18 protein-coding genes are annotated in these 20,248 nt (G+C 50.7%); 11 read left to right on the top strand and 7 right to left on the bottom strand.

The annotated features are described in order from the left end of the window. Nucleotides 1–14: 14 nt before the first annotated feature. From CSQ88_RS04220 to CSQ88_RS04250, 7 genes are all read right to left on the bottom strand, one after another. Nucleotides 15–485 (bottom strand): hypothetical protein, encoded by a 471-nt coding sequence (locus CSQ88_RS04220; RefSeq protein ID WP_218962992.1) that lies wholly within the window; start codon nt 483–485, stop codon nt 15–17. A gap of 114 nt (nt 486–599) precedes the next feature. After that, complete coding sequence (gene lipA, locus CSQ88_RS04225) at nt 600–1,568, bottom strand: lipoyl synthase (protein WP_099396885.1); 969 nt, start codon at nt 1,566–1,568, stop codon at nt 600–602. Nucleotides 1,569–1,631: 63 nt separating this feature from the next. Continuing rightward, on the bottom strand, nt 1,632–2,282 hold the full coding sequence (gene lipB, locus CSQ88_RS04230; protein ID WP_099396856.1) for a lipoyl(octanoyl) transferase LipB: 651 nt from the start codon (nt 2,280–2,282) through the stop codon (nt 1,632–1,634). Continuing rightward, nucleotides 2,283–2,570 (bottom strand): YbeD family protein, encoded by a 288-nt coding sequence (locus tag CSQ88_RS04235; RefSeq protein ID WP_099396857.1) that lies wholly within the window; start codon nt 2,568–2,570, stop codon nt 2,283–2,285. Between the two features lie 14 nt (nt 2,571–2,584). Further along, nucleotides 2,585–3,460, bottom strand: coding sequence for a D-amino acid aminotransferase (locus CSQ88_RS04240; RefSeq protein WP_099396858.1), 876 nt, complete (start codon nt 3,458–3,460; stop codon nt 2,585–2,587). 313 nt (nt 3,461–3,773) lie between these two features. Continuing rightward, nucleotides 3,774–4,919: a D-alanyl-D-alanine carboxypeptidase family protein gene (locus CSQ88_RS04245; RefSeq protein WP_099396886.1), complete on the bottom strand. Its 1,146-nt coding sequence runs from the start codon at nt 4,917–4,919 to the stop codon at nt 3,774–3,776. A 178-nt stretch (nt 4,920–5,097) separates the two neighbouring features. Continuing rightward, complete coding sequence (locus tag CSQ88_RS04250) at nt 5,098–5,925, bottom strand: PhzF family phenazine biosynthesis protein (protein ID WP_099396859.1); 828 nt, start codon at nt 5,923–5,925, stop codon at nt 5,098–5,100. A gap of 402 nt (nt 5,926–6,327) precedes the next feature. Between CSQ88_RS04250 and pcnB the strand changes: the two genes are divergently transcribed. From pcnB to CSQ88_RS04300, 11 genes are all read left to right on the top strand, one after another. Then, nucleotides 6,328–7,638: a polynucleotide adenylyltransferase PcnB gene (pcnB, locus tag CSQ88_RS04255; protein WP_099396887.1), complete on the top strand. Its 1,311-nt coding sequence runs from the start codon at nt 6,328–6,330 to the stop codon at nt 7,636–7,638. Nucleotides 7,639–7,875: 237 nt separating this feature from the next. Then, complete coding sequence (folK, locus tag CSQ88_RS04260; protein WP_099396860.1) at nt 7,876–8,364, top strand: 2-amino-4-hydroxy-6-hydroxymethyldihydropteridine diphosphokinase; 489 nt, start codon at nt 7,876–7,878, stop codon at nt 8,362–8,364. Nucleotides 8,365–8,566: 202 nt separating this feature from the next. Continuing rightward, nucleotides 8,567–9,358: a 3-methyl-2-oxobutanoate hydroxymethyltransferase gene (panB, locus tag CSQ88_RS04265; protein WP_099396861.1), complete on the top strand. Its 792-nt coding sequence runs from the start codon at nt 8,567–8,569 to the stop codon at nt 9,356–9,358. A 69-nt stretch (nt 9,359–9,427) separates the two neighbouring features. After that, nucleotides 9,428–10,267, top strand: a complete 840-nt coding sequence (panC, locus tag CSQ88_RS04270; RefSeq protein WP_099396862.1) for a pantoate--beta-alanine ligase — start codon at nt 9,428–9,430, stop codon at nt 10,265–10,267. Between the two features lie 4 nt (nt 10,268–10,271). Continuing rightward, the gene (locus tag CSQ88_RS22705; RefSeq protein ID WP_143449409.1) at nt 10,272–10,487 is read left to right on the top strand and encodes a hypothetical protein; all 216 of its coding nucleotides are present in this window, start codon (nt 10,272–10,274) and stop codon (nt 10,485–10,487) included. A 135-nt stretch (nt 10,488–10,622) separates the two neighbouring features. After that, nucleotides 10,623–13,157, top strand: a complete 2,535-nt coding sequence (locus CSQ88_RS04275; protein ID WP_099396863.1) for a CHASE2 domain-containing serine/threonine-protein kinase — start codon at nt 10,623–10,625, stop codon at nt 13,155–13,157. Next, nucleotides 13,150–13,980: a Stp1/IreP family PP2C-type Ser/Thr phosphatase gene (locus tag CSQ88_RS04280; protein WP_218962993.1), complete on the top strand. Its 831-nt coding sequence runs from the start codon at nt 13,150–13,152 to the stop codon at nt 13,978–13,980. Before CSQ88_RS04275 ends, CSQ88_RS04280 begins: the two co-directional genes overlap by 8 nt. Nucleotides 13,981–14,059: 79 nt before the next feature. After that, on the top strand, nt 14,060–14,791 hold the full coding sequence (locus CSQ88_RS04285; protein WP_099396864.1) for an FHA domain-containing protein: 732 nt from the start codon (nt 14,060–14,062) through the stop codon (nt 14,789–14,791). Nucleotides 14,792–14,793: 2 nt separating this feature from the next. Further along, nucleotides 14,794–17,010, top strand: coding sequence for a CHASE2 domain-containing protein (locus tag CSQ88_RS04290; RefSeq protein ID WP_099396865.1), 2,217 nt, complete (start codon nt 14,794–14,796; stop codon nt 17,008–17,010). An 11-nt stretch (nt 17,011–17,021) separates the two neighbouring features. After that, nucleotides 17,022–17,786 (top strand): MBL fold metallo-hydrolase, encoded by a 765-nt coding sequence (locus tag CSQ88_RS04295; protein ID WP_099396866.1) that lies wholly within the window; start codon nt 17,022–17,024, stop codon nt 17,784–17,786. Nucleotides 17,787–17,862: 76 nt separating this feature from the next. Beyond that, nucleotides 17,863–20,202, top strand: coding sequence for a GspE/PulE family protein (locus CSQ88_RS04300; RefSeq protein ID WP_099396867.1), 2,340 nt, complete (start codon nt 17,863–17,865; stop codon nt 20,200–20,202). Nucleotides 20,203–20,248 lie beyond the last annotated feature (46 nt).

Below are 20,248 nucleotides of genomic sequence, written 5' to 3' on the forward strand. Positions count from 1 at the left end.
GCGGCTTCAATCCCTCAAAACCACGCCCCGCCATGTGCGCCCAGTACTCCGCCGAATGTAGCAATCAGGCCCAAAGCCAGCAGGGCATAATGTAAGTTCTGTAATAGCCGCAAAGTGCCTTGCGGATCTTGCTGGGCACGCCGGTGCAGCCAACGGTGAATCACTAAGGGTTCCAGCACAAACAGCATCAGCGTAAAAACTGCCCAAGTGATGATCATCGCCCACAGCCACCAACTATCTTGCAAGCGGCTCCAGCTATCCGTTAGCCACAGCATCGCCACGCCCGACAACATCGCCAGCTGCGTCATCAGCTTTGCCTGATTGCCAAAGCGATGCTCAAGCAACTCAAACGTAGCGTAATCCTGCTGATGGCGGCGCAATGCAGGCAGCAGCACCAACGTGACAAAAGCCACGCCCCCTATCCACAGCAGTACAGAAACGACATGCACGGCACGAAGTATTGCGTAGCTATTGAGAGTCATCATGTTTGCCAGAACCAAAACGCTGATTTTACGCGGCTTTACAATGAAAGGTTTGAGTCAGATTAATGAGTAAGCAAAAAAAACGCCACCTGCGTTAGGTGGCGTTTTAAGCGAGGATTAAACCCCTGCGCCATGCGCTTGTTCATCTGCATGGTAGCTGGATCGCACCATGGCGCCTACGGCAGCGTGTTTAAATCCGATCTCGTAAGCGAGTTTTTCGAAGGCTTTAAACTGATCCGGGTGCACATAACGCAGCACCGGCAGGTGGCCAGTAGCGGTAGGTTGCAGGTATTGGCCGATGGTGATCATGTCTACATCGTGGGCACGCAAATCGTGCATCACTTGGATGACTTCTTCATCGGTTTCGCCAAGGCCCACCATAATGCCGGATTTAGTCCGCACATCAGGATACATGGCTTTAAAGCGCTTGAGTAAATCCAAAGAATGCTGGTAATCCGAGCCAGGGCGCGCTTGTTTATAAAGGCGCGGTGCAGTTTCCAGATTGTGGTTCAAGACATCAGGCAAGGCATTCGCAAATAAATCTAGCGCCACATCTAAACGGCCACGGAAATCGGGCACCAAGACTTCAACCTGAGTGCTAGGCGATTGCAGGCGGGATTGTGTAATGCAATCCACAAAATGCTGCGCGCCGCCATCACGTAAATCATCGCGATCTACCGAGGTAATCACCACGTATTTAAGCTTGAGTGCGGCAATGGTTTCGCCCAGATGGATAGGCTCTTGCGCATCCAGCGGATTGGGGCGGCCATGGCCTACATCGCAAAACGGGCAACGACGGGTGCAGATGTCACCCATGATCATAAAGGTGGCTGTGCCTTTACCAAAGCATTCGCCAATATTAGGACAGGCGGCTTCTTCACACACGGTGTGCAGCTTCTGGCTGCGCAGGATTTGCTTGATTTCACCAAAGCGGCCATTTAAAGATGGCGCTTGTACACGAATCCAATCCGGCTTTTTGATGCGCTCATCCAGCTGCACAATCTTAATCGGGATGCGAGCTGTTTTGGCTTCGCCTTTGAGCTTTACGCCCACTTCTTTCGATGGCTGTTTAGTGTCTTGAGTCATGGCTGATCGCTGGCTGAGTAAGGTAGAGGCATTTGAAAAAAGCGGCATCACTTCGCCACATTTTTAAAGCGCTAATACCCCTACATCGTTTAAGGGTTTGATCTGGAAGGCTATTTTTTCGGCAAGTTTACCGGCAATTGCGGCCGATGTCGCATCACTGGCGAAATCGCTGAGCTGAGTCACCCGCATACCGGCGTAGCCACAGGGATTAATCCAGTCAAATGGCGTTAAATCCATATTCACATTCAGTGCTAAACCGTGATAACTGCAGCCCTTGCGAATCCGTAACCCAAGAGAAGCAATTTTTGCTTCGCCCAGCTCCGGGTTTACATACACGCCGGGGGCATCCACTTTGCCGTAAGCAGTGACGCCAAAATCAGCAAGGATATCGATAACAGATTGCTCTAGTTTTCTAACCAGCTCGCGCACACCCAGACCATTGCGGCGTAAATCCAGCAGCACATAAGCCACGACCTGGCCCGGGCCGTGGTAAGTAATCTGCCCGCCACGGTCGATTTGCACTACAGGGATACTGGTAGCGGCAATCAGATGCTCAGGCTTGCCCGCCTGGCCCTGGGTGTAAACCGGAGGATGTTCCACCAGCCAGATTTCATCGGCAGTACCGGCGTCGCGATTCTCGGTGAATGCCTGCATAGCCCGCCATGTTGGCTCGTATTCAAGCATGCCCAGCTGTTTAATAATGAGTTCAGGCACTCACATCACCATCTTCACGAGCGGATGGGCGCGTAAAGCGGAATCGAGCGCATTCACTTCGTCTGCAGATTGGTAAGTAGCCGATAAGGTCACCGAAATAAAGCTGCCGCCACTGCTGGTGCGAACGGAAATCCATTCTTCTTTAAACTCAGTGATATGCAATACCGCCAGCTCTTTCACTGCGGCATGAAACTCGTCATGCGGCACATCTTTATGGCTGATCGCCTTCATTGGCAGCTCGGCCGGAAACTCAACTAAATCGGCCAGATTAGGCGCGTCTTGACTCATTATTGATACCTTTTTTACTCTGCACCGAGGCGCATTGCCCCGTTTTTAAATACTTGAAAATAGCCATACATGGCTTGATACAGCGGCCCCGGCTGGCCAGTGCCAACGGTCTGACCATCCAGGCTCACTACCGCCAGCACTTCTTTGGATGAGGAAGTCAGCCAGATTTCATCTGCAAGCCTGACTGTTGCTTCACTAATCGGGCGAATCTCAAGCGGCATATTATGCTGCCTTGCCAGCTCTATTACCAAGTCATAAGTAATGCCTGTCAGCATTAAATGGCTGGGAGGCGGGGCAAGTAACACGCCCTCTTTCACGACTAAGATGTTGCTGGATGCGCCTTCTATCAAGAGGCCATCCCTAAAAAGAATGGTTTCGGCCACGCCAGCATCCACAGCCTGCTGCTTAAGTAAAACATTGGCCAGCAGTGAAATCGCCTTGATATTGCAGCGCTGCCAGCGAATATCGTCGCCCGACACTGCCGCCACACCATTGGCAACCGCCTCGCTGGTGGGCGGCAATAATTCATCGGCAAACATAAAGACTGTCGGCTCGGTTACAGCCGGAAAAGCATGATTGCGCGGAAACGCAGGGCCACGGGTGATTTGTATATAAACGCTTTGGTCGCCAAAGCTTTGCTGATCAATCAGCTTTTGAATCAAACTGGCCCACTCTTCTGCCCCGTAAGGGTTGGGCATATTAATCGCCGCCAAACTGCCTGCCAAGCGGCGCAGATGTTCGGTCAGCCTTAAAGGGTGCCGGTTGTAAACGGGTATCGCTTCATAGATCCCATCCCCAAACAAAAATCCGCGGTCTAAAACAGAAATCTGCAAATCGGCCAACGGCGCAAAACGGCCATTTAAAAAACCTGTGAGTGCGGGGAAATCCATAAGGCGCTCCTGCTAAAAAACCATCAATCTTTGTAACGACTCAAGTATGCGAACTAAACCCAAATCTTGAACCACGGAGAACACGGAGTTTCACGGAGAAAACTATGAGGTTTACTCTTTTTAACTCGTTTTTCTCCGTGTACTCCGTGTTAAAGATATCCAACGCCCCAGGAGCGCTAAAAAACAGATCTCCATGAAAAACACAACGTTCACAAAAAAAACCGATTATTTCATTTGGTTTTCTCTGTGCAACTCTGTGTCCTCCGTGTTCTCTGTGGTTCAAGACGTGGTTTTTAAAGCCATCGTGCCGACATCAACCAAAAATCGATTTAAACCACATGCGGATTGAATCCCATGCGCGGCCAAAGATATTGGCTTCGGGTACTTCTTCCAAAGCCACTACCGGTAATTCCACCAGCTGCTTATCATTTAAGCTTACCGTTAATTTACCTACATTCTGGCCCACTTTAATCGGGGCAATCAGCGGCTGGGTGCTGGTAAAAGCCATTTTCAGGTTTTTAGCGTCACCACGGCCCACGGTAATAAAGCGGTCTTCCAAGAAGCCCACGTTCACCTTATCTGATTTGCCTTTCCAAACCGCTACATTGGATACCGCTTGTTTGGCCGCATAAAGGCGCGGGGTTTCCTGGAACTGAATACCCCAGTTCAGTAATTTGCTTGATTCGCTTGCACGAACTTCATCGCTGGCCGTACCCACAACAACCGAAATCAAACGGCGGCCATCGCGCTTGGTTGAAGCAACTAGGTTATATCCGGCGCTGGCGGTGTGGCCGGTTTTCATACCATCTACAAATGGATCGCGGTACAGCAGCAGATTACGGTTAGGCTGTTTGATATTGTTGTAAGCGAATTCTTTCATCGAGTAGATAGGATAAAACTCGGGGAAATCATGGATGATGGCGGCAGCCAGCTTGGCTAAATCGCCTACGGTCATATAGTGATCAGGATCAGGCAGGCCGGTGCTGTTTTTAAAGTTAGTGCCATTCATGCCAAGACGCTTGGCTTCTTTGGTCATCAGCTGAGCAAATACTTCTTCGCTGCCGGCAATGGCTTCGGCCAGCGTCACGCAGGCATCGTTACCACTTTGAACAATCATGCCCTTGATCAGGTTATCTACCGTAACGGGCGTTTTAGGATCAAGGAACATACGCGAGCCTTCGGTGCGCCAGCCTTTATCCGAAACGGTGAGCTGCTGATCCAGCTTTAACTTGCCTTCTTTCACAAATTTAAAAGTGAGATATGCCGTCATCAGCTTGGTTAAAGAAGCGGGCTCTACACGCATCTCCGGATCACGGCCGGCTAGCTGAATGCCGCTTTGATAATCAGTGAGTAAATAAGCCTTTGCAGCAATATCCGGCACTGGCGGTACGAAAGCCTGTGCAGAAGTCGCAATTAAAAGGGAAAAAATAATAGCGGGGGTAGCAAGACGGGTGATCATGGCTGGCAGTGTGTGAGGGCTTAGAAAAATACGATTATAAAGGCAAGCAGCGGCGGATATCGCCAAACTCACAGATAATAAGCATTATCTTTAAGGTAATAATTTGCCATTATTTGTACTGGTAATTACGCAGGCATGAAATCAGCGCGATTTCATGCCTGAATCAGGCTTAAACGGGTTAAAGATTAAACTCGCCTCCACCCAATTCCACCACCCTGCCCCCCACTTCTACCCGACCATCCTCTCTGATGCTTAAACGCAGATGCGCTAGGCGCCCCACTTTGTGGCCCTGAATCATGGTTGCGGCAAAAGGCAGACCCACGCCTTGCCTTAGTAAATAAGCGCCTAAATTAGCGCAGGCCGAGCCGGTGCCGTTGTCTTCCACAATCTGCCCGTGCTGCGACCAAAAATAGCGCGCGATAATCTCACCATCCTGCCAGGCCCAGACCAGCGTGCCATCCCGCTTGCGCCCCAGCAGCACCACATCACGAAACAAATGCGATGCAGGCTGGCAAGCCAGCACATCAGCAGCAGTTGCCAGAGGAATAATCAACTGCTCTGTGCCACTGTCCACGCATAAAGCATCCCCTGCAAAAGCACTTAAAGGCAGGCCCAGTGCCGGAGCCAGGCTGGCCGCTGGCGGGCCTTCCCGGTATGAAGCCGTATTTGCCGTCAGCGTGGCAACATCACCATCAAAGCGCACCGGAATCACACCCGCTTTAAGCTCTAAATTTACCTCATCACGATCACCCCTGATCACCGCTGCCGTGCCAAGGCTGGGGTGGCCGGCAAAAGGCATTTCATTGACAGGCGTAAAAATTCTGACCTTTGCACTGGCCACGGCGGAGGGAAAAACAAAGGTGGTTTCGGATAAATTAAGCTGAGCCGCCAATAATTGCATGCTCTGCTCATCAAGCCCGCGGGCATCGGTAAACACCGCCAGAGGATTACCTGCAAAAATATTTTCGGCAAACACATTCACAAGACGGTATGAATAAGTAGGCATGATGCACAGCTCTCAGGATGTGGAATACGCTTAGCATCACCGATTAATGAGCAAAGCAGTAGCTACAGATTGCCCTTAAATTGATATAACAGAAATAAAAATACACCGCGAAAGTGAAAACTTTTGCCAGAGTATTCATAGCGCGTCTGACATCGCTGCCAAGGTCTGTATAATGCCGTCGATACGCGTAGTAGCATGCCGTGCTCAGGCGGCTCGCATAAAAATTACAAGACAAAGAACAGATTTTGCCGGGTTTGCAGCGCCAATAAAGAGTTATTGGTTAAATAACACGATGAAATATGGGCTGGTCAGGTGATTTTACAGCCAGCTGATACTAAGCCCGACAGGCTGCCAGGAGCTCTCCGCACTTCGCACTTACTTGGTTCAAAAACTGGTTCAAAAATGATTCGCAAATTGATCGGCAAAGTATTACGCCGCCCAGGCAAACGTGTGCTGCACGCCAAACACTACGGCATCCGCCGGGAACAACTTCATTCTGGCGCACTTAAAGTGTGTGACCGCCTGCAAGATGCGGGCTTTGAAGCCTACATCGTCGGTGGCGCTGTACGGGATTTGATGCTGGATAAATCGCCCAAAGATTTTGATGTGGCCACCAGCGCCACACCAGAACAAGTACGGCATGTGTTCCACCGCTCGCGCATTATTGGCCGCCGCTTTCGCATTGTGCATGTGCCCTTTGGTGAAGAAATCATCGAAGTCACCACCTTCCGTGGCGCCAGTGAAGCCCCGACTGACGCCAGTGGCCGCATCCTGCGCGACAATGCCTATGGCGATATCGAAGAAGATGCTTCCCGCCGTGATTTCACCGTCAACGCGCTGTACTACAACCCGCGCACTGAAGAAATCCTGGATTTCCATCATGGCGTGGCCGATCTGGAAAACAAACGCCTGACCATTATTGGCGATCCGGATGTACGCTACCGCGAAGACCCGGTGCGGATGCTGCGTGCTATTCGTCTTTCGGCCAAGCTGGGCCTCTCCATTGCGCCTGCCACCAAAACACCGATTCTGATTCACGCCAAGCTTCTGGAAAACATCCCTTCAGCGCGTTTATTTGATGAAATGATGAAGCTGCTCTTATCAGGCAGTGCATGGGCGTGTTTGATGTCACTGCGCGAAAATGGCCTGCATAAGCTGCTGTTTCCGCTTTTGGAAAAACAACTCTCCAAGCCCGACACCACGGCCTTTTTGCGCAAAGCGCTGGAAAGCACCGATCTGCGGATTAACGAAGATAAACCTGTTTCTGCCGGTTATATTTTTGCAGCCCTGCTCTGGCATGAAGTAGAAGCCGACTGGATTAAGCGCCAGGCTGCAGGTGAATACCCTGTGCCCGCTCTGGTTGAAGCCATGAATACGGTAGAGAGCAAGGTGCAAAAGCGCATGGCGATTCCGAATCGCTATGGCGCGGCCATGAAAGAAATCTGGTTATTGCAGCCCCGCTTTGAACAGCGTGTGGGCACCCGCCCATGGCGCTTAATGGAGCAGCAGCGCTTTCGCGCCGCTTATGACTTTTTGATCCTGCGTGCGGAATGCGGCATGGTTGAAAAATCGCTGGGTGATTGGTGGACACGTTTTCAAAATGCCGATGAAGACGCTCGCATGGCCCTGATGGCTGCCGCTGCAGACAATGGCAAGCCTAACCCGCAAGCTAAAAAACGCCGCCGCCGCAAACCCGGCCCTAAGGGCGAATAAGTTAAGTAAAACCCAAACCTTGAGCAGCACTTTAAGCTCACAGACAGCAACGCCAGTAAAAAACGCGCTTTTTGTTATTTTTATAAAGCGCAGCGTCTTACAGACAAGCCATCGTACTGGGCATTGAATTTAGCCTTGATGATGGCCCTGTATTTTGCTTTTAAACGCTATGTTCTGTGGCTGCCGGTCTCAAGTTTTGGGTTTCTGTTTTTTTAGCAGTATGCAATGGATTCCCCAATGAGTACGGTCGCTTTTATTGCGCTGGGTGCCAATTTGGGCCAGCCTGTTTTGCAATTGCAACACGCTTTAGATTTGCTCGCTAAACTGCCAAACAGCCAGTTGCTGCAGCAATCGGGCTTTTACAGCAGCAGCGCCATCGGCTACACCGATCAGCCCGATTTTATCAATGCCGTTGCCATGCTGAAAACCTCGCTCAGCGCAGCAGCCTTGCTGCAAGCCATGCTGGCCATAGAGGCCGAATGCGGGCGGCAGCGCACTTTTCAGGATGCGCCCCGCACCCTGGATTTAGACCTGCTGCTGTATGGCGATGCGCAGATCCGGCAAGATCATCTGATTGTGCCGCACCCGCGTATGCATCAAAGGGCGTTTGTGCTCCGGCCCCTTACAGAAATAGCCCCCGAAGTGATTATTCCAGGCCTTGGTGCCGCCAAAGATTTTCTGCCATCTGTAGCAGATCAGGCCTTAAGTGTTCTTGCCGCAGAGTAAAAACCTGAGCGCCAGCAGATTGAAGCGCGCACTGCCATCACATGCTTGCCTGAAGAAAAACGCTGTTTTTTGAAAGAAAATGCATGGAATTTGACCCAATACTGCTTTTACGCAGCAGAACAGTCTTAAATCCGGCAGTCTCCTGATGTAGACTTGCTGCATTGCGTCACCAACGCCAAACTTCCATGGATTACCCATTACCATGAAAACCACTGTTAGTACCTTGCAGAACATGAAGCAAGCCGGGCAAAAAATCACGATGCTCACTTGCTATGACGCCAGCTTTGCCAGCCTCCTAGATGATGCAGGAGTAGAAATCCTGCTCGTTGGCGATTCCTTAGGCAACGTCATTCAAGGTCACACCTCCACCCTTCCCGTCAGCCTTGCCGATATGGTTTACCACACGCGCTGTGTGGCCCGCGGCAGCAAAGATGCACTTGTGCTGGCCGATCTTCCTTTTGGCAGCTATCAGGTTTCCCCGCAGCAAGCCTACGCCAGTGCCGCCGAGCTGATGGCAGCAGGCGCTGAAATGGTGAAGCTGGAAGGCGGCATGATTATGGCCGAGACAGTTGATTTCTTAGCTAACCGCGGCATTCCGGTCTGTACCCATATTGGCTTGCAACCGCAATCAGTGAATGTTTATGGCGGCTATAAAGTTCAGGGAAAAAGTGAATTTGACGCCGAAGTGCTCAAACGCGACGCCCTTGCCCACCAGGCTGCAGGCGCGGCCCTTGTGCTGATGGAAATGGTGCCGGCTCATGTTGCAAAAGCCGTTACAGAAGCCCTTACCGTACCAACAATCGGTATTGGCGCAGGCGTAGATGTTGATGGCCAGGTCTTGGTTCTGCACGATATGCTGGCCGTTTACCCTGGCAAAAAAGCCCGCTTTGTTAAAAACTTTATGGCAGGCAGCCACAGCATTCAAGCCGCCGTTGAGGCCTATGTAAAAGCAGTGAAAAGCATGACTTTCCCCGCTGATGAACATAGCTTTTAAGCCACTGTCTCTGCAGCCCGGGGCAGGTTTTACCCGCCTTGGGCGCTGTACTTTTAACTACGGTTATTTATGAAAATCATCCATAGCATTGAAGAGCTGCGCGCATGGCGTGCCACAGTTGGCACGGTTGCCTTTGTCCCCACCATGGGCAATTTACACGCCGGCCACATGACCTTAATTGATGCTGCACGCAAAGAAGCTGAGCATATTGTGGTCAGTATTTTTGTAAACCGCCTGCAATTTGGCCAAGGCGAAGATTTTGAAATCTATCCGCGTACCTTAGAGCAAGATGCCGCGCTGATTGCAGCGCAGGGTGGCGTGGATGTGATTTTTGCACCAGACGAAAAAGTACTCTATCCCAAAGTGATCCAGCAATATCAGGTAGAACCGCCTGCAATACAAGATGAGCTGTGCGGCGCATTCCGCCCGGGCCATTTCCGTGGCGTAGCAACGGTGGTCACCAAGCTGTTTAATATTGTGCAGCCTAATGTAGCCTGCTTCGGAAAAAAAGATTACCAGCAGCTTTTTGTTATTAAAAGCATGGTGGAAGACTTAAACCAGCCAATCAGGATTGTGCCTGTAGATACAGGCCGTGCAGCAGATGGCTTAGCGCTTTCTTCCCGCAACGGCTATCTCAGCGCGGCACATAAGCTTGAAGCCACCCGCATTTATCATCATCTGAGCCGCATGAAAGCCGCCATTGAAGCGGGAGAGCGTGATTACGAGCGCCTCAGCGCAGAAACCACCGGCGACTTACTGGCTCACGGCTGGGTTAGCGTGGATTATGTAGAAATGCGTAATGCACTAACGCTCAAACCTGCGGCAGTGAACGATCACCAGCTAGTGATCCTGATCGCCGCACGCCTGGGCCACACCCGCCTGATTGATAATATCGAAATCAGCTTGTAATCAAATGAGCGGGCAAATTGCCCGCTCATTTGATGCTCAGGAACAACATCCCAATAAGTGCATGAGCACGCTGCAACACATCGGCCTGCCCGCTTTAAACCCCTTATCCGCCCCGCCACGCCTTGCTGTTTCTGCATCCCAAATGCGGTTCTCCCTTGTTCATCCCCGCTATCCAAAGCCATTTTTCATAAATAAACCTGATAAAACCGGGCAAAGGTAAGCCATTACGCCTGCCTGCTTGCAAAAAACTTATTGGCAAGACAAGGCAATAAATAGCTTCTTCTACTAAATTGAGGGAATGCCGACAGATTAAACAGATGCCCAGCATGCAACACCTTTCTATATCGAACACGCCATGAAAGCAGCCTTCTTAAAAAAAGACGGGGTAATCGGTGTCGCCGTGCTGCTGGTGTATCTGGCTACTTTGCTGTTTACCTCTTTGATATCCAGCCTGGAGCAGCGCGCTTACGATGCCGGGGTAAAGCTGACTTCCCGCAATATTGATGCGCGGATTGCCGTTATCGCCATTGATCAGACCAGTATCGACAATATCGGGCGTTGGCCATGGTCACGTGAAATTCATGCCCAGCTGATTGATAAGCTGGCCGGCGCAGGGGCCAAAGTGATTGCCACAAGCGTGTTCTTTACCGAGCCCCAGCAAGACCGGGGCCTTGTATATATCGAAAAACTGTATCGCCTGTATAAGGAAGACGCCTCAGCGCCCAATAGCGTGACATGGGCGGCCATGGGGTCGGTGTTTAACGAAGCAGTTGTTAAGCTCAATGTGGATCAGCAGCTGGCAGGCAGCATAGCTAAGGCGGGTAATGTCATCCTGCCCATGCTGTTTGAATTAGGCGAGGCGCAGGGCGAGCCAGATAAACCGCTGCAGCCTGCCGTCAGAAAATGGGAGCTGGAAGCCACGGGCAACCCCGCTAATGGCTGGCCCACTTCGGCCAGAGGCGCAACTCAACCTTTAAGCATGATTGCAGCCAGTGCCGCAGGGATTGGCAGCGAAAGCATTGTGCCGGATGACGATGGCGTAGTGCGCAGCATTCCGCTGGCAGTGCGTTACTTCGATCAGATTTATCCAACCTTCCCGCTTGTAGCTGCGGCCAGAAGCCTGAACCTTGGCCCTAAGCAAATTAAACTCAGCCTTGGCGAATCAATCAGCCTTGCAAATGTAAAACTGCCGGTCAGCGCCGATGCTGCTTTTCGCCCTTATTTCTACCCCAACCAAAATGGCAAGGCCGCCTTTCCTGTTGATTCTTTTTACGATGTGCAGGCAGGGAAAATTCCGCTGGATAAATACAAAGGCAAAATTGTACTGATAGGTGCAACCGCACTGGGCATCGGCTCATCTTTAGTCACGCCCATTTCCCCTAATGAAGCCCCCGTGATCATTGCGGCCCACACCTTATCCAGCCTGCTGCAACAACATTATTTTGTATCCCCATCGTGGAGCCCGCTGTTTTCACTGGCGCTGGCGCTTCTGATTACCCTCTATCTTTGCCTGCTGCTGCCTAAGCTCAAAGCCGGCCCGGCAGCCATGCTGACCAGTGCCCTCTTTCTGCTGCTTTTAATCAGCCACTTTGTGCTGATGAGCCAATCCATGCTGTGGATTCATTTAATGGGGCCAGCCAGCTTATTACTGCTCGGCCACGGTTTACTCACCACCAAACGCTATTTAATCAGCGAGCAAAAAGAAGAAAAATCGACCGCAGAATCTGCCGAATCCAACCGCATGCTGGGCATGGCTTTTCAGGGGCAGGGCCAGCTGGATATGGCGTTTGAAAAACTGTCCAAAGTGCCTTTAGACGATGGAATGATGGGGGTTTTATATAACCTGGCGCTGGATTTTGAAAGAAAGCGTCAGTTTAATAAGGCCGAAGCGGTTTACCAGTATATGGCAGGCCACAATCCAAAATACCGTGATCTGGAAGCCAAATTAAAACGTGCGCATCAGATGTCAGAAACCGTGATGCTGGGGGGGGGCTCAGGCGGCGGCGTCAATGGCAGCATGCTGCTGGAAGACGGCAGCGTAGAAAAACCCATGCTGGGGCGCTATCAGGTTGAAAAAGAGCTGGGCAAGGGGGCGATGGGCATCGTCTACCTTGGCAAAGACCCCAAAATTGGCCGTGATGTGGCGATCAAAACCATGTCGCTCTCGCAAGAATTTGAAGCAGATCAGCTGGATGAAGCCCGGCAGCGTTTTTTCAGAGAGGCCGAAACTGCCGGGCGGCTCAATCATCCCAATATCGTCACAATTTTTGATGCGGGTGAAGAGCACGACCTCTGTTATATCGCCATGGAATTCCTTAAAGGCAAGGATTTACTGGCCTATACCAAGGTGGACCATTTATTGCCATTGGTCGATTGTGCAAGTATTGTCAGGCAGGTTGCAGAGGCCCTGCAGTATGCGCATGTGCAACACGTAGTCCACCGCGATATCAAGCCCGCCAATATTATGTATGAGCCCACCGAAAAAATCGTAAAAGTGACCGATTTCGGTATCGCCAGAATTACTGATTCAAGTAAAACCCGCACCGGCATGGTTTTGGGGACACCGTCTTATATGTCGCCCGAGCAGCTTTCAGGCAAAAAAATAGATGGCCGCTCTGATTTATTTTCCCTGGGGGTCATGCTTTACCAGCTCAGTACCGGCAGTCTGCCTTTCACCGGTGAATCGATGGCCGAACTTATGTACAAAATAGCCAATGATGCACCGCAGGACCCCCGGCTGATTAACCCTCAATTACCGCCCATGCTGGCTGCTATTATTATGAAAGCCTTACAAAAAGACGAAACCACCCGCTTCCAGACTGGCGCACACTTTGCGGCCGCGATGGCTAAGCTTGAAGCCGGATTACGCACAAGAGAAGCTAATGCTTAACCTCTCACAAGCGCTGGAAATGGCGGGCTTAACCGATTCCGGCCTGCATCGCGATCATAATGAAGACACCATCCACTTTAATGCTGAAAAAGGCCTTGTGGTGCTGGCCGATGGTATGGGCGGCTATAACGCCGGAGAAGTAGCCAGCGGAATCGCCGTAGAAATGGTGTGCCATGTGGTGCATGACGCAATGCAATCCAACTTTCCCTTGCACTTGCAAAGGCCGGACAGCCTTTGGCCCGCGGCACATGATGTATTGATGGCGGCGGTGCATTATGCCAATCAGTCTATTTACGGCACAGCACAAAGCCAGCCGCAGTGTGCAGGAATGGGCACCACACTGGTTTGCGCGCTGTTTTATGATTCACGCCTGGCCGTTGCCCATGTGGGCGATTCCAGGCTCTATCGCCTGCGGGGAGAAGAATTCACCCAGCTCACAAGAGATCACTCTTTTTTACAAGAACAAATAGACAGCGGCATCATTACGGCAGAAGACGCACGGCACTCCACATATAAAAATTTAGTCACCCGCGCGGTAGGTATAGAGAGTGGCGTACAGGCCGAATTACACGAACACGCGGTATTGCCCGGCGATATTTATTTATTTTGCTCAGATGGCCTTAGCGATATGGCAGATGATGGCGATATTGCAGACACAATTACGGCTTTTAGCAGCAATATAGAGCTTGGCAGCAGGCAATTGATCCAGCTGGCCAACGATATGGGGGGAAAAGACAATATCTCTGCCATATTAGTAAGAGTAAAAGAAGCTTTCCCCGCCAATACTGGTTTGTGGTCAAAAATGAGTGCCTGGTTTACTTAGTCAGATTCTGTTTTAAGAGCGCTGTATTTATAAAAACGGCTCACTGAAACAGGTCTTTTATCCAAGAAGAGAAACAATTATGGCCAAAATCGTTCTTAGTCTGGACGGCGTTTTAATTAAAGAAATCAAGCTCAATAAAGAGCGGTTCACCATTGGCCGCCGTCCGGGCAATGATTTACAAATAGATAATCTTGCCGTATCCGGAGAGCACGCCGTATTAATCATGCAAGGCTCAAATGTACTGATTGAAGATTTAAACAGCACCAATGGCACTAAAGTGAATCATCACGATATTCAAAAAGAGCGGCTGAAAGAAGGTGATGAGATTTTAGTAGGCAAACATATTCTGCGTTATTACAGCGAAAAGCCAACCGACAACACAGACTTTGAAAAAACCATGATGATGGGCCGCCCGCCTGTGATGGCCAAACCTGCGCCGCCCGCCCCAGCCGCTGCTGCAGATATCCCGCCACCTGCTCCGGCGGAGCCTCCTGTACAGCCTTTGGCGGCTCCCGCTGCCCCGGCCCAGCCCGATGCACTTCCTCAGCAACTTGGCGTTATTAAAGTGCTCTCTGGAGCCAATACCGGAAAAGAGCTGGAGCTCAATAAAAAACTCACAACACTTGGCAAAACAGGCGTGCAAGTGGCGGTCATTACAAAGCGGCCACAAGGCTATTTCCTGACCCATGTAGAAGGCGAACACCATCCCACGGTCAATAAAAAAGAGATTGGTGTCCACGCTCATTTACTGCAAGAGAAAGACATCATCGAGCTTTTGGGGATCGAGATGACTTTCTTTTATCGCAGCTGAAAATGAAAGCCAGCTTCCGCAAACACTGGCCACAAGTATTACTCGGTGCACTGCTGCTGCTGCTGGCCCTGATGCACGTCCTTGGCACTCCCCGCCTTCCCACCCTCAGCCAGATAGATGTTTATCTTTACGATGTACGGTTAAGGCTGGGAATGCCGGGTGGCATTGATTCAAGGATTGTGATTGTTGATATTGATGAAAAAAGTCTGGGCGAGCTTGGCCGCTGGCCATGGCGGCGTGATCATCTGGCAAAGCTGATCGATCAGTTATTCGATCACTATCAAATTAAAACCGTCGGCTTTGACGTGGTTTTTGCCGAGCCCGATGAAAGCTCCGGCCTTCCTGTTTTACGCAGGATGGCGGCCAATGAATTAAGCACAAACACCGCCTTTAAAAACGAATTAAACCGGCTGACCCCCGAGCTGGACACCGATGCACGCTTTGCCAAAGCCCTGAGCAACCGCTCTGTGATCACCGGCTTTTATTTTAGTAATGAAGCCAAAGCCGTTTCCAGCGGCACCCTTCCCCCTGCCATTCTTAAAGCAAGCGATTTAGCCCCGGTCTCTAAGCAAATTGTGGGAGGGAAAAACTATGGCGGCAATTTGCCCGGCTTGCAGCAGGCCGCTGGGCATGGCGGCCATTTTGTGCCCATTCTGGATAGTGATGGCATTGCCAGACGCGTGTCATTAGTCGTAAAAATTGGCGAAGATTATTATCCTGCACTCGGTTTAGCGCTCGCCAGAATGGCATTAGGTCAGGAAGCGTTCTCTCCTGTGATTGAAGAAAGCACTCAAGGTGTTTACGCGCTGGAAGCATTTCGCTTAGGCAACCGTCGCTTGCCTGTTAATGAAAACGGCTGGGCGCTGATCCCCTTTAAAGGCCCGCAGGGAAGTTTTCCCTATGTTTCAGCTGCAGATGTTATTTCAGGCAAAGTAAGCCCTGAAATACTTAAAGATAAAATTGTTTTACTAGGCACCACGGCACCTGGTTTAAAAGACTTACGCGCAACCCCGGTGGGCGAATCTTATGCAGGGGTTGAAATTCATGCCAATTTAATTGCCGCGATTCTGGATCAGTCACTGCCCCAGCACCCCGGCTATTTATTTGGTGCTGAATTTTTACTACTGCTGATTATGGGTCCACTGCTGATTTGGGTGCTGATCCGCTTCTCACCACTTTTTGCCAGTGTATTTTGCCTACTGCTGATGCTTTTTCTGACTGCGGGCAATCTAGCACTCTGGCACTACGCACATCTTGATATGCCAATGGCCGCATCTTTAATGATCATTGTGGGCCTCTACACCCTGAATATGGCCTATGGCTATTTCTTTGAAAGCCGCCGCAAACGCCAGCTCACCCAATTATTCGGCCAGTACGTTGTGCCAGAGCTGGTTGAACGTATGAGCGAAGATCCCGAGAAATACACCATGGAAGGCCAGAACCGCCCTCTTACCGTGTTATTTACCGATGTAAGAAGCTTTACCAAAATATCCGAAGGCATGCCGGCCGATGAGTTAAGCCGTTTTATGAATGAGTTTCTGACCGAAATCTCAACCGTCATCAGGCATCAGCACCTTGGAACCATTGATAAATACATCGGCGATTGCGTGATGGCTTTTTGGGGAGCCCCGGTTTTTGATCCCGATCACGCCCAGAATGCAGTGCTGGCCTCTTTAGAGATTCAGGAAGCGATTCATCAGCTCAACCCCAAGCTGGCCGCGCGCAACTGGCCCACTATTTCTGTTGGCGTGGGTGTCAATACCGGCAATGTCACGGTTGGTGATATGGGATCGCAATTCCGGATGAATTACACCGTCATGGGCGATGCCGTGAATCTGGCATCCAGGGTGGAGAGCTTAACCAAATATTACGGGGTGAGTATTTTGGTCAGCGAAAACACCCGCAACGCCGCCCCAAACCTGGTTTACCGCGAAATAGACCGGGTACGCGTGATGGGAAAAACAGAAGCCGTCACCCTTTACGAGCCTCTGCCACTCACCCGCCACGATGAGGCCGCACTCATCCTCTTTCATGAAAGCCTCAAACTCTATCGTAAACAAGAGTGGGATCTGGCCGAAATGCAGCTGCTTAATCTGCAGAAAATAACCGCAGAAAACGAGCATATTCTTTACCGTGTTTATTTAGAAAGAATCCAGAATTTCAGGCGTAATCCACCAGGTAGTAACTGGGATGGCGTACATCAATTTGACAGCAAATAGCAGGCCTCTCGATGCACTTACGAATACTGGGGTGTAGTGGTGGAATAGGAGGTGCCAACCGCACCACTTCATTTCTGCTCAATGATTCGATTCTGATCGATGCCGGTACAGGCGTGGGTGACCTGAGCTTTACGGCGCTCACCCGTATTGAGCATATTTTTCTGACCCACGCCCATCTTGATCACATCGCCTGCCTGCCCATGCTGGCCGATACTATTTTAGGCAGCCGCAGCGCCCCGCTTACCGTGTACGCCAGTGAAGCCACTTTAGGAGTATTAAAAAAGCATATTTTTAATTGGGCGGTCTGGCCCGACTTTAATCAGATTCCCAGCCGCGAAGCGCCTTTTCTGCGCTATGTCACCCTTGATACAGGGCAATCCTGCCGCATAGAAGAATGCACCATTACGGCTATTCCCGCAGTACACACGGTGCCTGCAGTAGGCTATCTGCTCAACAGCGGTAAAAACTCGCTTATTTTCAGCGGCGATTCAGTCTGCAGCCCTGCTTTCTGGGACATCGTGAATGCCACTGAAAATCTCAGCCATTTAATTATCGAAACGGCATTCAGTAACCGGGAGTACGAGCTGGCGAACGCAGCCAAGCATTTTTGCCCGCTTACACTTCTGGAGCAGCTCAAGCACCTCAGCCGCCCATGCCAAGTATTAGTCACCCACTTGAAGCCCGCAGATTCAGAGCTGACCATGCAGGAAATACTGCGGGACAATATGAGCTTAAGCATCAGCAGATTAGAACAAAACCAGCTGATCCATTTTTAATCAGCACCCAGAGCATGCCCTATAACACTTTAAACCCCTGAACCTTATCGCCCCAAGCCATCCGTGAGTCATCATCATGAGTCAAAAAGACAGCGCCTTACGCTTTATGCATGAGCTTCAAAGCCTGACGAACCGCATTCATGCAACACGGCATATTGATGAGATTTTGCTGGAGATCAGCGGCGAAGCTTGCGCTGTTTTTGGCGCAGAACGCCTGACTATTTATGTGGCCAATGATACGGGCAACGAAATTATTTCCCGGGTTAAAACAGGCCTGGAAGGCTTTAAAGAGCTGCGCATTCCGGTAAATGACCGCAGCGTGGCCGGCTTTGTTGCCAACCATAAGCAGTTGGTTAATATCCGCGATGTGTATAACACCGAAGAGCTCACCAAATACAGCCCCACCCTGCAGTTTTTACAAGCCGTGGATAAACAAACCGGCTTCCATGCCAGAGAAATGCTCGCCGCACCTTTATTATCCGAAAACGATGGCACGCTGATTGGCGTAGTGCAGCTGATCAATAATAAGCAGCAGCACCCCTTTGAGAGCCAGACCGAAGACGGCATTCGCTTACTAGCAAAAACCCTCGCTATTGCCTTGCAACAAAGGCAGCAACAGCCTTTTCCATTTTCACCCCAGCATAAATATGGCGGTCTGGTTGCCGCAAATGTGATTACCCAGGCTGCACTTCAGGTAGCCCTGCGTGAAAGCCACCGCGATAAAATCGATTTAGAAACATTACTGAGCGAAAAATATCAGGTGCCGCTCGCTGCCCTCGGGCAATCGCTGGCAGGCTATTTTGGCGTGGCCTATGAAGCCTTTAAACCCGAAAGAGTAAAACCCTTAGATTTACTCAAACATATCAAACGGGAATACGCGGCAGAAAATGGATGGCTGCCTGTTGATGAGGAAAAAGAAGGCATTATTATCCTCACCACCGATCCTGAGCGTATTCGTGCCAGCCACACCGTTGCCCATGTTTTCCCCAATAAAAAAGCCATTTACCGGGTAAGCACCCGGACTGAGTTCCAAAAAACCCTGGATCTGTTTTTTGGAGAACAAAGCTTTGATAATAATATCGACGCCCTTCTTTCCACCATGGATGATGAAGACGCCGCCGAGCCTGTTTCACCCGAAGAAATCTCTGCGGCGCAAGACAATGAGCTGGTCAAACTCGTCAATCAGATTATTGTTGAAGCTTATAAAACCGGCGTTTCCGATATCCATATCGAGCCCTCCCCCGGCAACGAAAAGACCCGTATCCGCTTTCGCCGCGATGGCTCTTTAGTGGCTTACAAAGAAGTGCCCGCCTCTTACCGTAACCCGCTGGTCACGCGCATTAAAATCATGTGCGATCTGGACATCTCAGAAAAACGCAAACCACAAGACGGCAAAATCAAATTTAAAAAATATGTACCCGGCTACGATATCGAGCTGCGCGTGGCTACCATCCCCACCCAGGGCGGCGTTGAAGATGTGGTGATGCGGATTCTGGCCTCGGGCGAGCCCTTGCCGCTGGATAAACTGGCGCTGTCAGAGCGCACCATCACCAATCTGAAATCGGTGATCGCCAAACCCTATGGCCTGTTTTTTGTTTGCGGGCCAACCGGCTCGGGTAAAACCACCACCCTGCACTCGATTCTTAAACACCTCAACACCCCCGATACCAAGATATGGACGGCGGAAGACCCGGTTGAAATCACCCAAAAAGGGCTGCGGCAGGTTCAGGTTAATAATAAAGCGGGCCTGACTTTTGCCACCATCATGAAAGCCTTTTTACGCGCCGATCCCGACATCATTATGGTGGGTGAAATGCGCGATAAAGAAACCACCAGCACAGGGATTGAAGCCTCGCTCACCGGGCATCTGGTGCTGGCCACCCTGCACACCAACAGCGCCCCGGAATCGATTATCCGCCTCTTGGATATGGGTATGGATCCCTTTAACTTTGCCGATGCCCTGCTCGGCATTCTGGCGCAGCGCCTCGCTAAAAGACTGTGTAAATGCAAAGAGGCATACCAGCCTGAAGCCGCTGAAATTAAGGCCATGCTGAAAGAATACAGCGAAGAGTTAAAGCAAACGACCGACTGGCAGAAGAACCCCGAGCAGGCCTCAGAGACCGTATATAAAGACTGGGTAACATCGTTTGCTAATAAAGAAGGGCAATTTACGCTTTACCGTGCCAAGGGTTGTGATGCTTGTAATAACACCGGCTATAAAGGCCGTTTAGGCCTGCATGAACTCTTAGTTGGCAGCGATAAAGTAAAAAAACAAATTCAGGAACATGCACGCGTAGCCGAATTGCTCGCCACCGCGCTGGAAGAAGGAATGCGTACTTTAAAGCAGGACGGCATCGAAAAAGTACTGCAGGGCCTGACCGATATGGCCCAGATTCGCAGCGTTTGTATCAAGTAAACCATCAATATATTCCGAGCAGCGGCAAAGCTAAAAAAGACCAAAA

The sequence above is a fragment of the Iodobacter sp. BJB302 genome (assembly GCF_002735645.1).
GTDB lineage: Bacteria > Pseudomonadota > Gammaproteobacteria > Burkholderiales > Chitinibacteraceae > Iodobacter.

Bases quoted from the DNA above. Each gene is read 5' to 3' on its own strand.
- CSQ88_RS04235 (WP_099396857.1), bottom strand. From the start codon at position 2,570: ATGAGTCAAGACGCGCCTAATCTGGCCGATTTAGTTGAGTTTCCGGCC.
- CSQ88_RS04240 (WP_099396858.1), bottom strand. From the start codon at position 3,460: ATGGATTTCCCCGCACTCACAGGTTTTTTAAATGGCCGTTTTGCGCCG.
- CSQ88_RS04285 (WP_099396864.1), top strand. From the start codon at position 14,060: ATGGCCAAAATCGTTCTTAGTCTGGACGGCGTTTTAATTAAAGAAATC.
- CSQ88_RS04290 (WP_099396865.1), top strand. From the start codon at position 14,794: ATGAAAGCCAGCTTCCGCAAACACTGGCCACAAGTATTACTCGGTGCA.
- pcnB (WP_099396887.1), top strand. From the start codon at position 6,328: ATGATTCGCAAATTGATCGGCAAAGTATTACGCCGCCCAGGCAAACGT.
- panB (WP_099396861.1), top strand. From the start codon at position 8,567: ATGAAAACCACTGTTAGTACCTTGCAGAACATGAAGCAAGCCGGGCAA.
- CSQ88_RS22705 (WP_143449409.1), top strand. From the start codon at position 10,272: ATGAGCGGGCAAATTGCCCGCTCATTTGATGCTCAGGAACAACATCCC.
- CSQ88_RS04295 (WP_099396866.1), top strand. From the start codon at position 17,022: ATGCACTTACGAATACTGGGGTGTAGTGGTGGAATAGGAGGTGCCAAC.
- panC (WP_099396862.1), top strand. From the start codon at position 9,428: ATGAAAATCATCCATAGCATTGAAGAGCTGCGCGCATGGCGTGCCACA.
- CSQ88_RS04250 (WP_099396859.1), bottom strand. From the start codon at position 5,925: ATGCCTACTTATTCATACCGTCTTGTGAATGTGTTTGCCGAAAATATT.
- CSQ88_RS04300 (WP_099396867.1), top strand. From the start codon at position 17,863: ATGAGTCAAAAAGACAGCGCCTTACGCTTTATGCATGAGCTTCAAAGC.
- folK (WP_099396860.1), top strand. From the start codon at position 7,876: ATGAGTACGGTCGCTTTTATTGCGCTGGGTGCCAATTTGGGCCAGCCT.
- CSQ88_RS04275 (WP_099396863.1), top strand. From the start codon at position 10,623: ATGAAAGCAGCCTTCTTAAAAAAAGACGGGGTAATCGGTGTCGCCGTG.
- CSQ88_RS04245 (WP_099396886.1), bottom strand. From the start codon at position 4,919: ATGATCACCCGTCTTGCTACCCCCGCTATTATTTTTTCCCTTTTAATT.
- lipA (WP_099396885.1), bottom strand. From the start codon at position 1,568: ATGACTCAAGACACTAAACAGCCATCGAAAGAAGTGGGCGTAAAGCTC.
- CSQ88_RS04280 (WP_218962993.1), top strand. From the start codon at position 13,150: ATGCTTAACCTCTCACAAGCGCTGGAAATGGCGGGCTTAACCGATTCC.
- CSQ88_RS04220 (WP_218962992.1), bottom strand. From the start codon at position 485: ATGATGACTCTCAATAGCTACGCAATACTTCGTGCCGTGCATGTCGTT.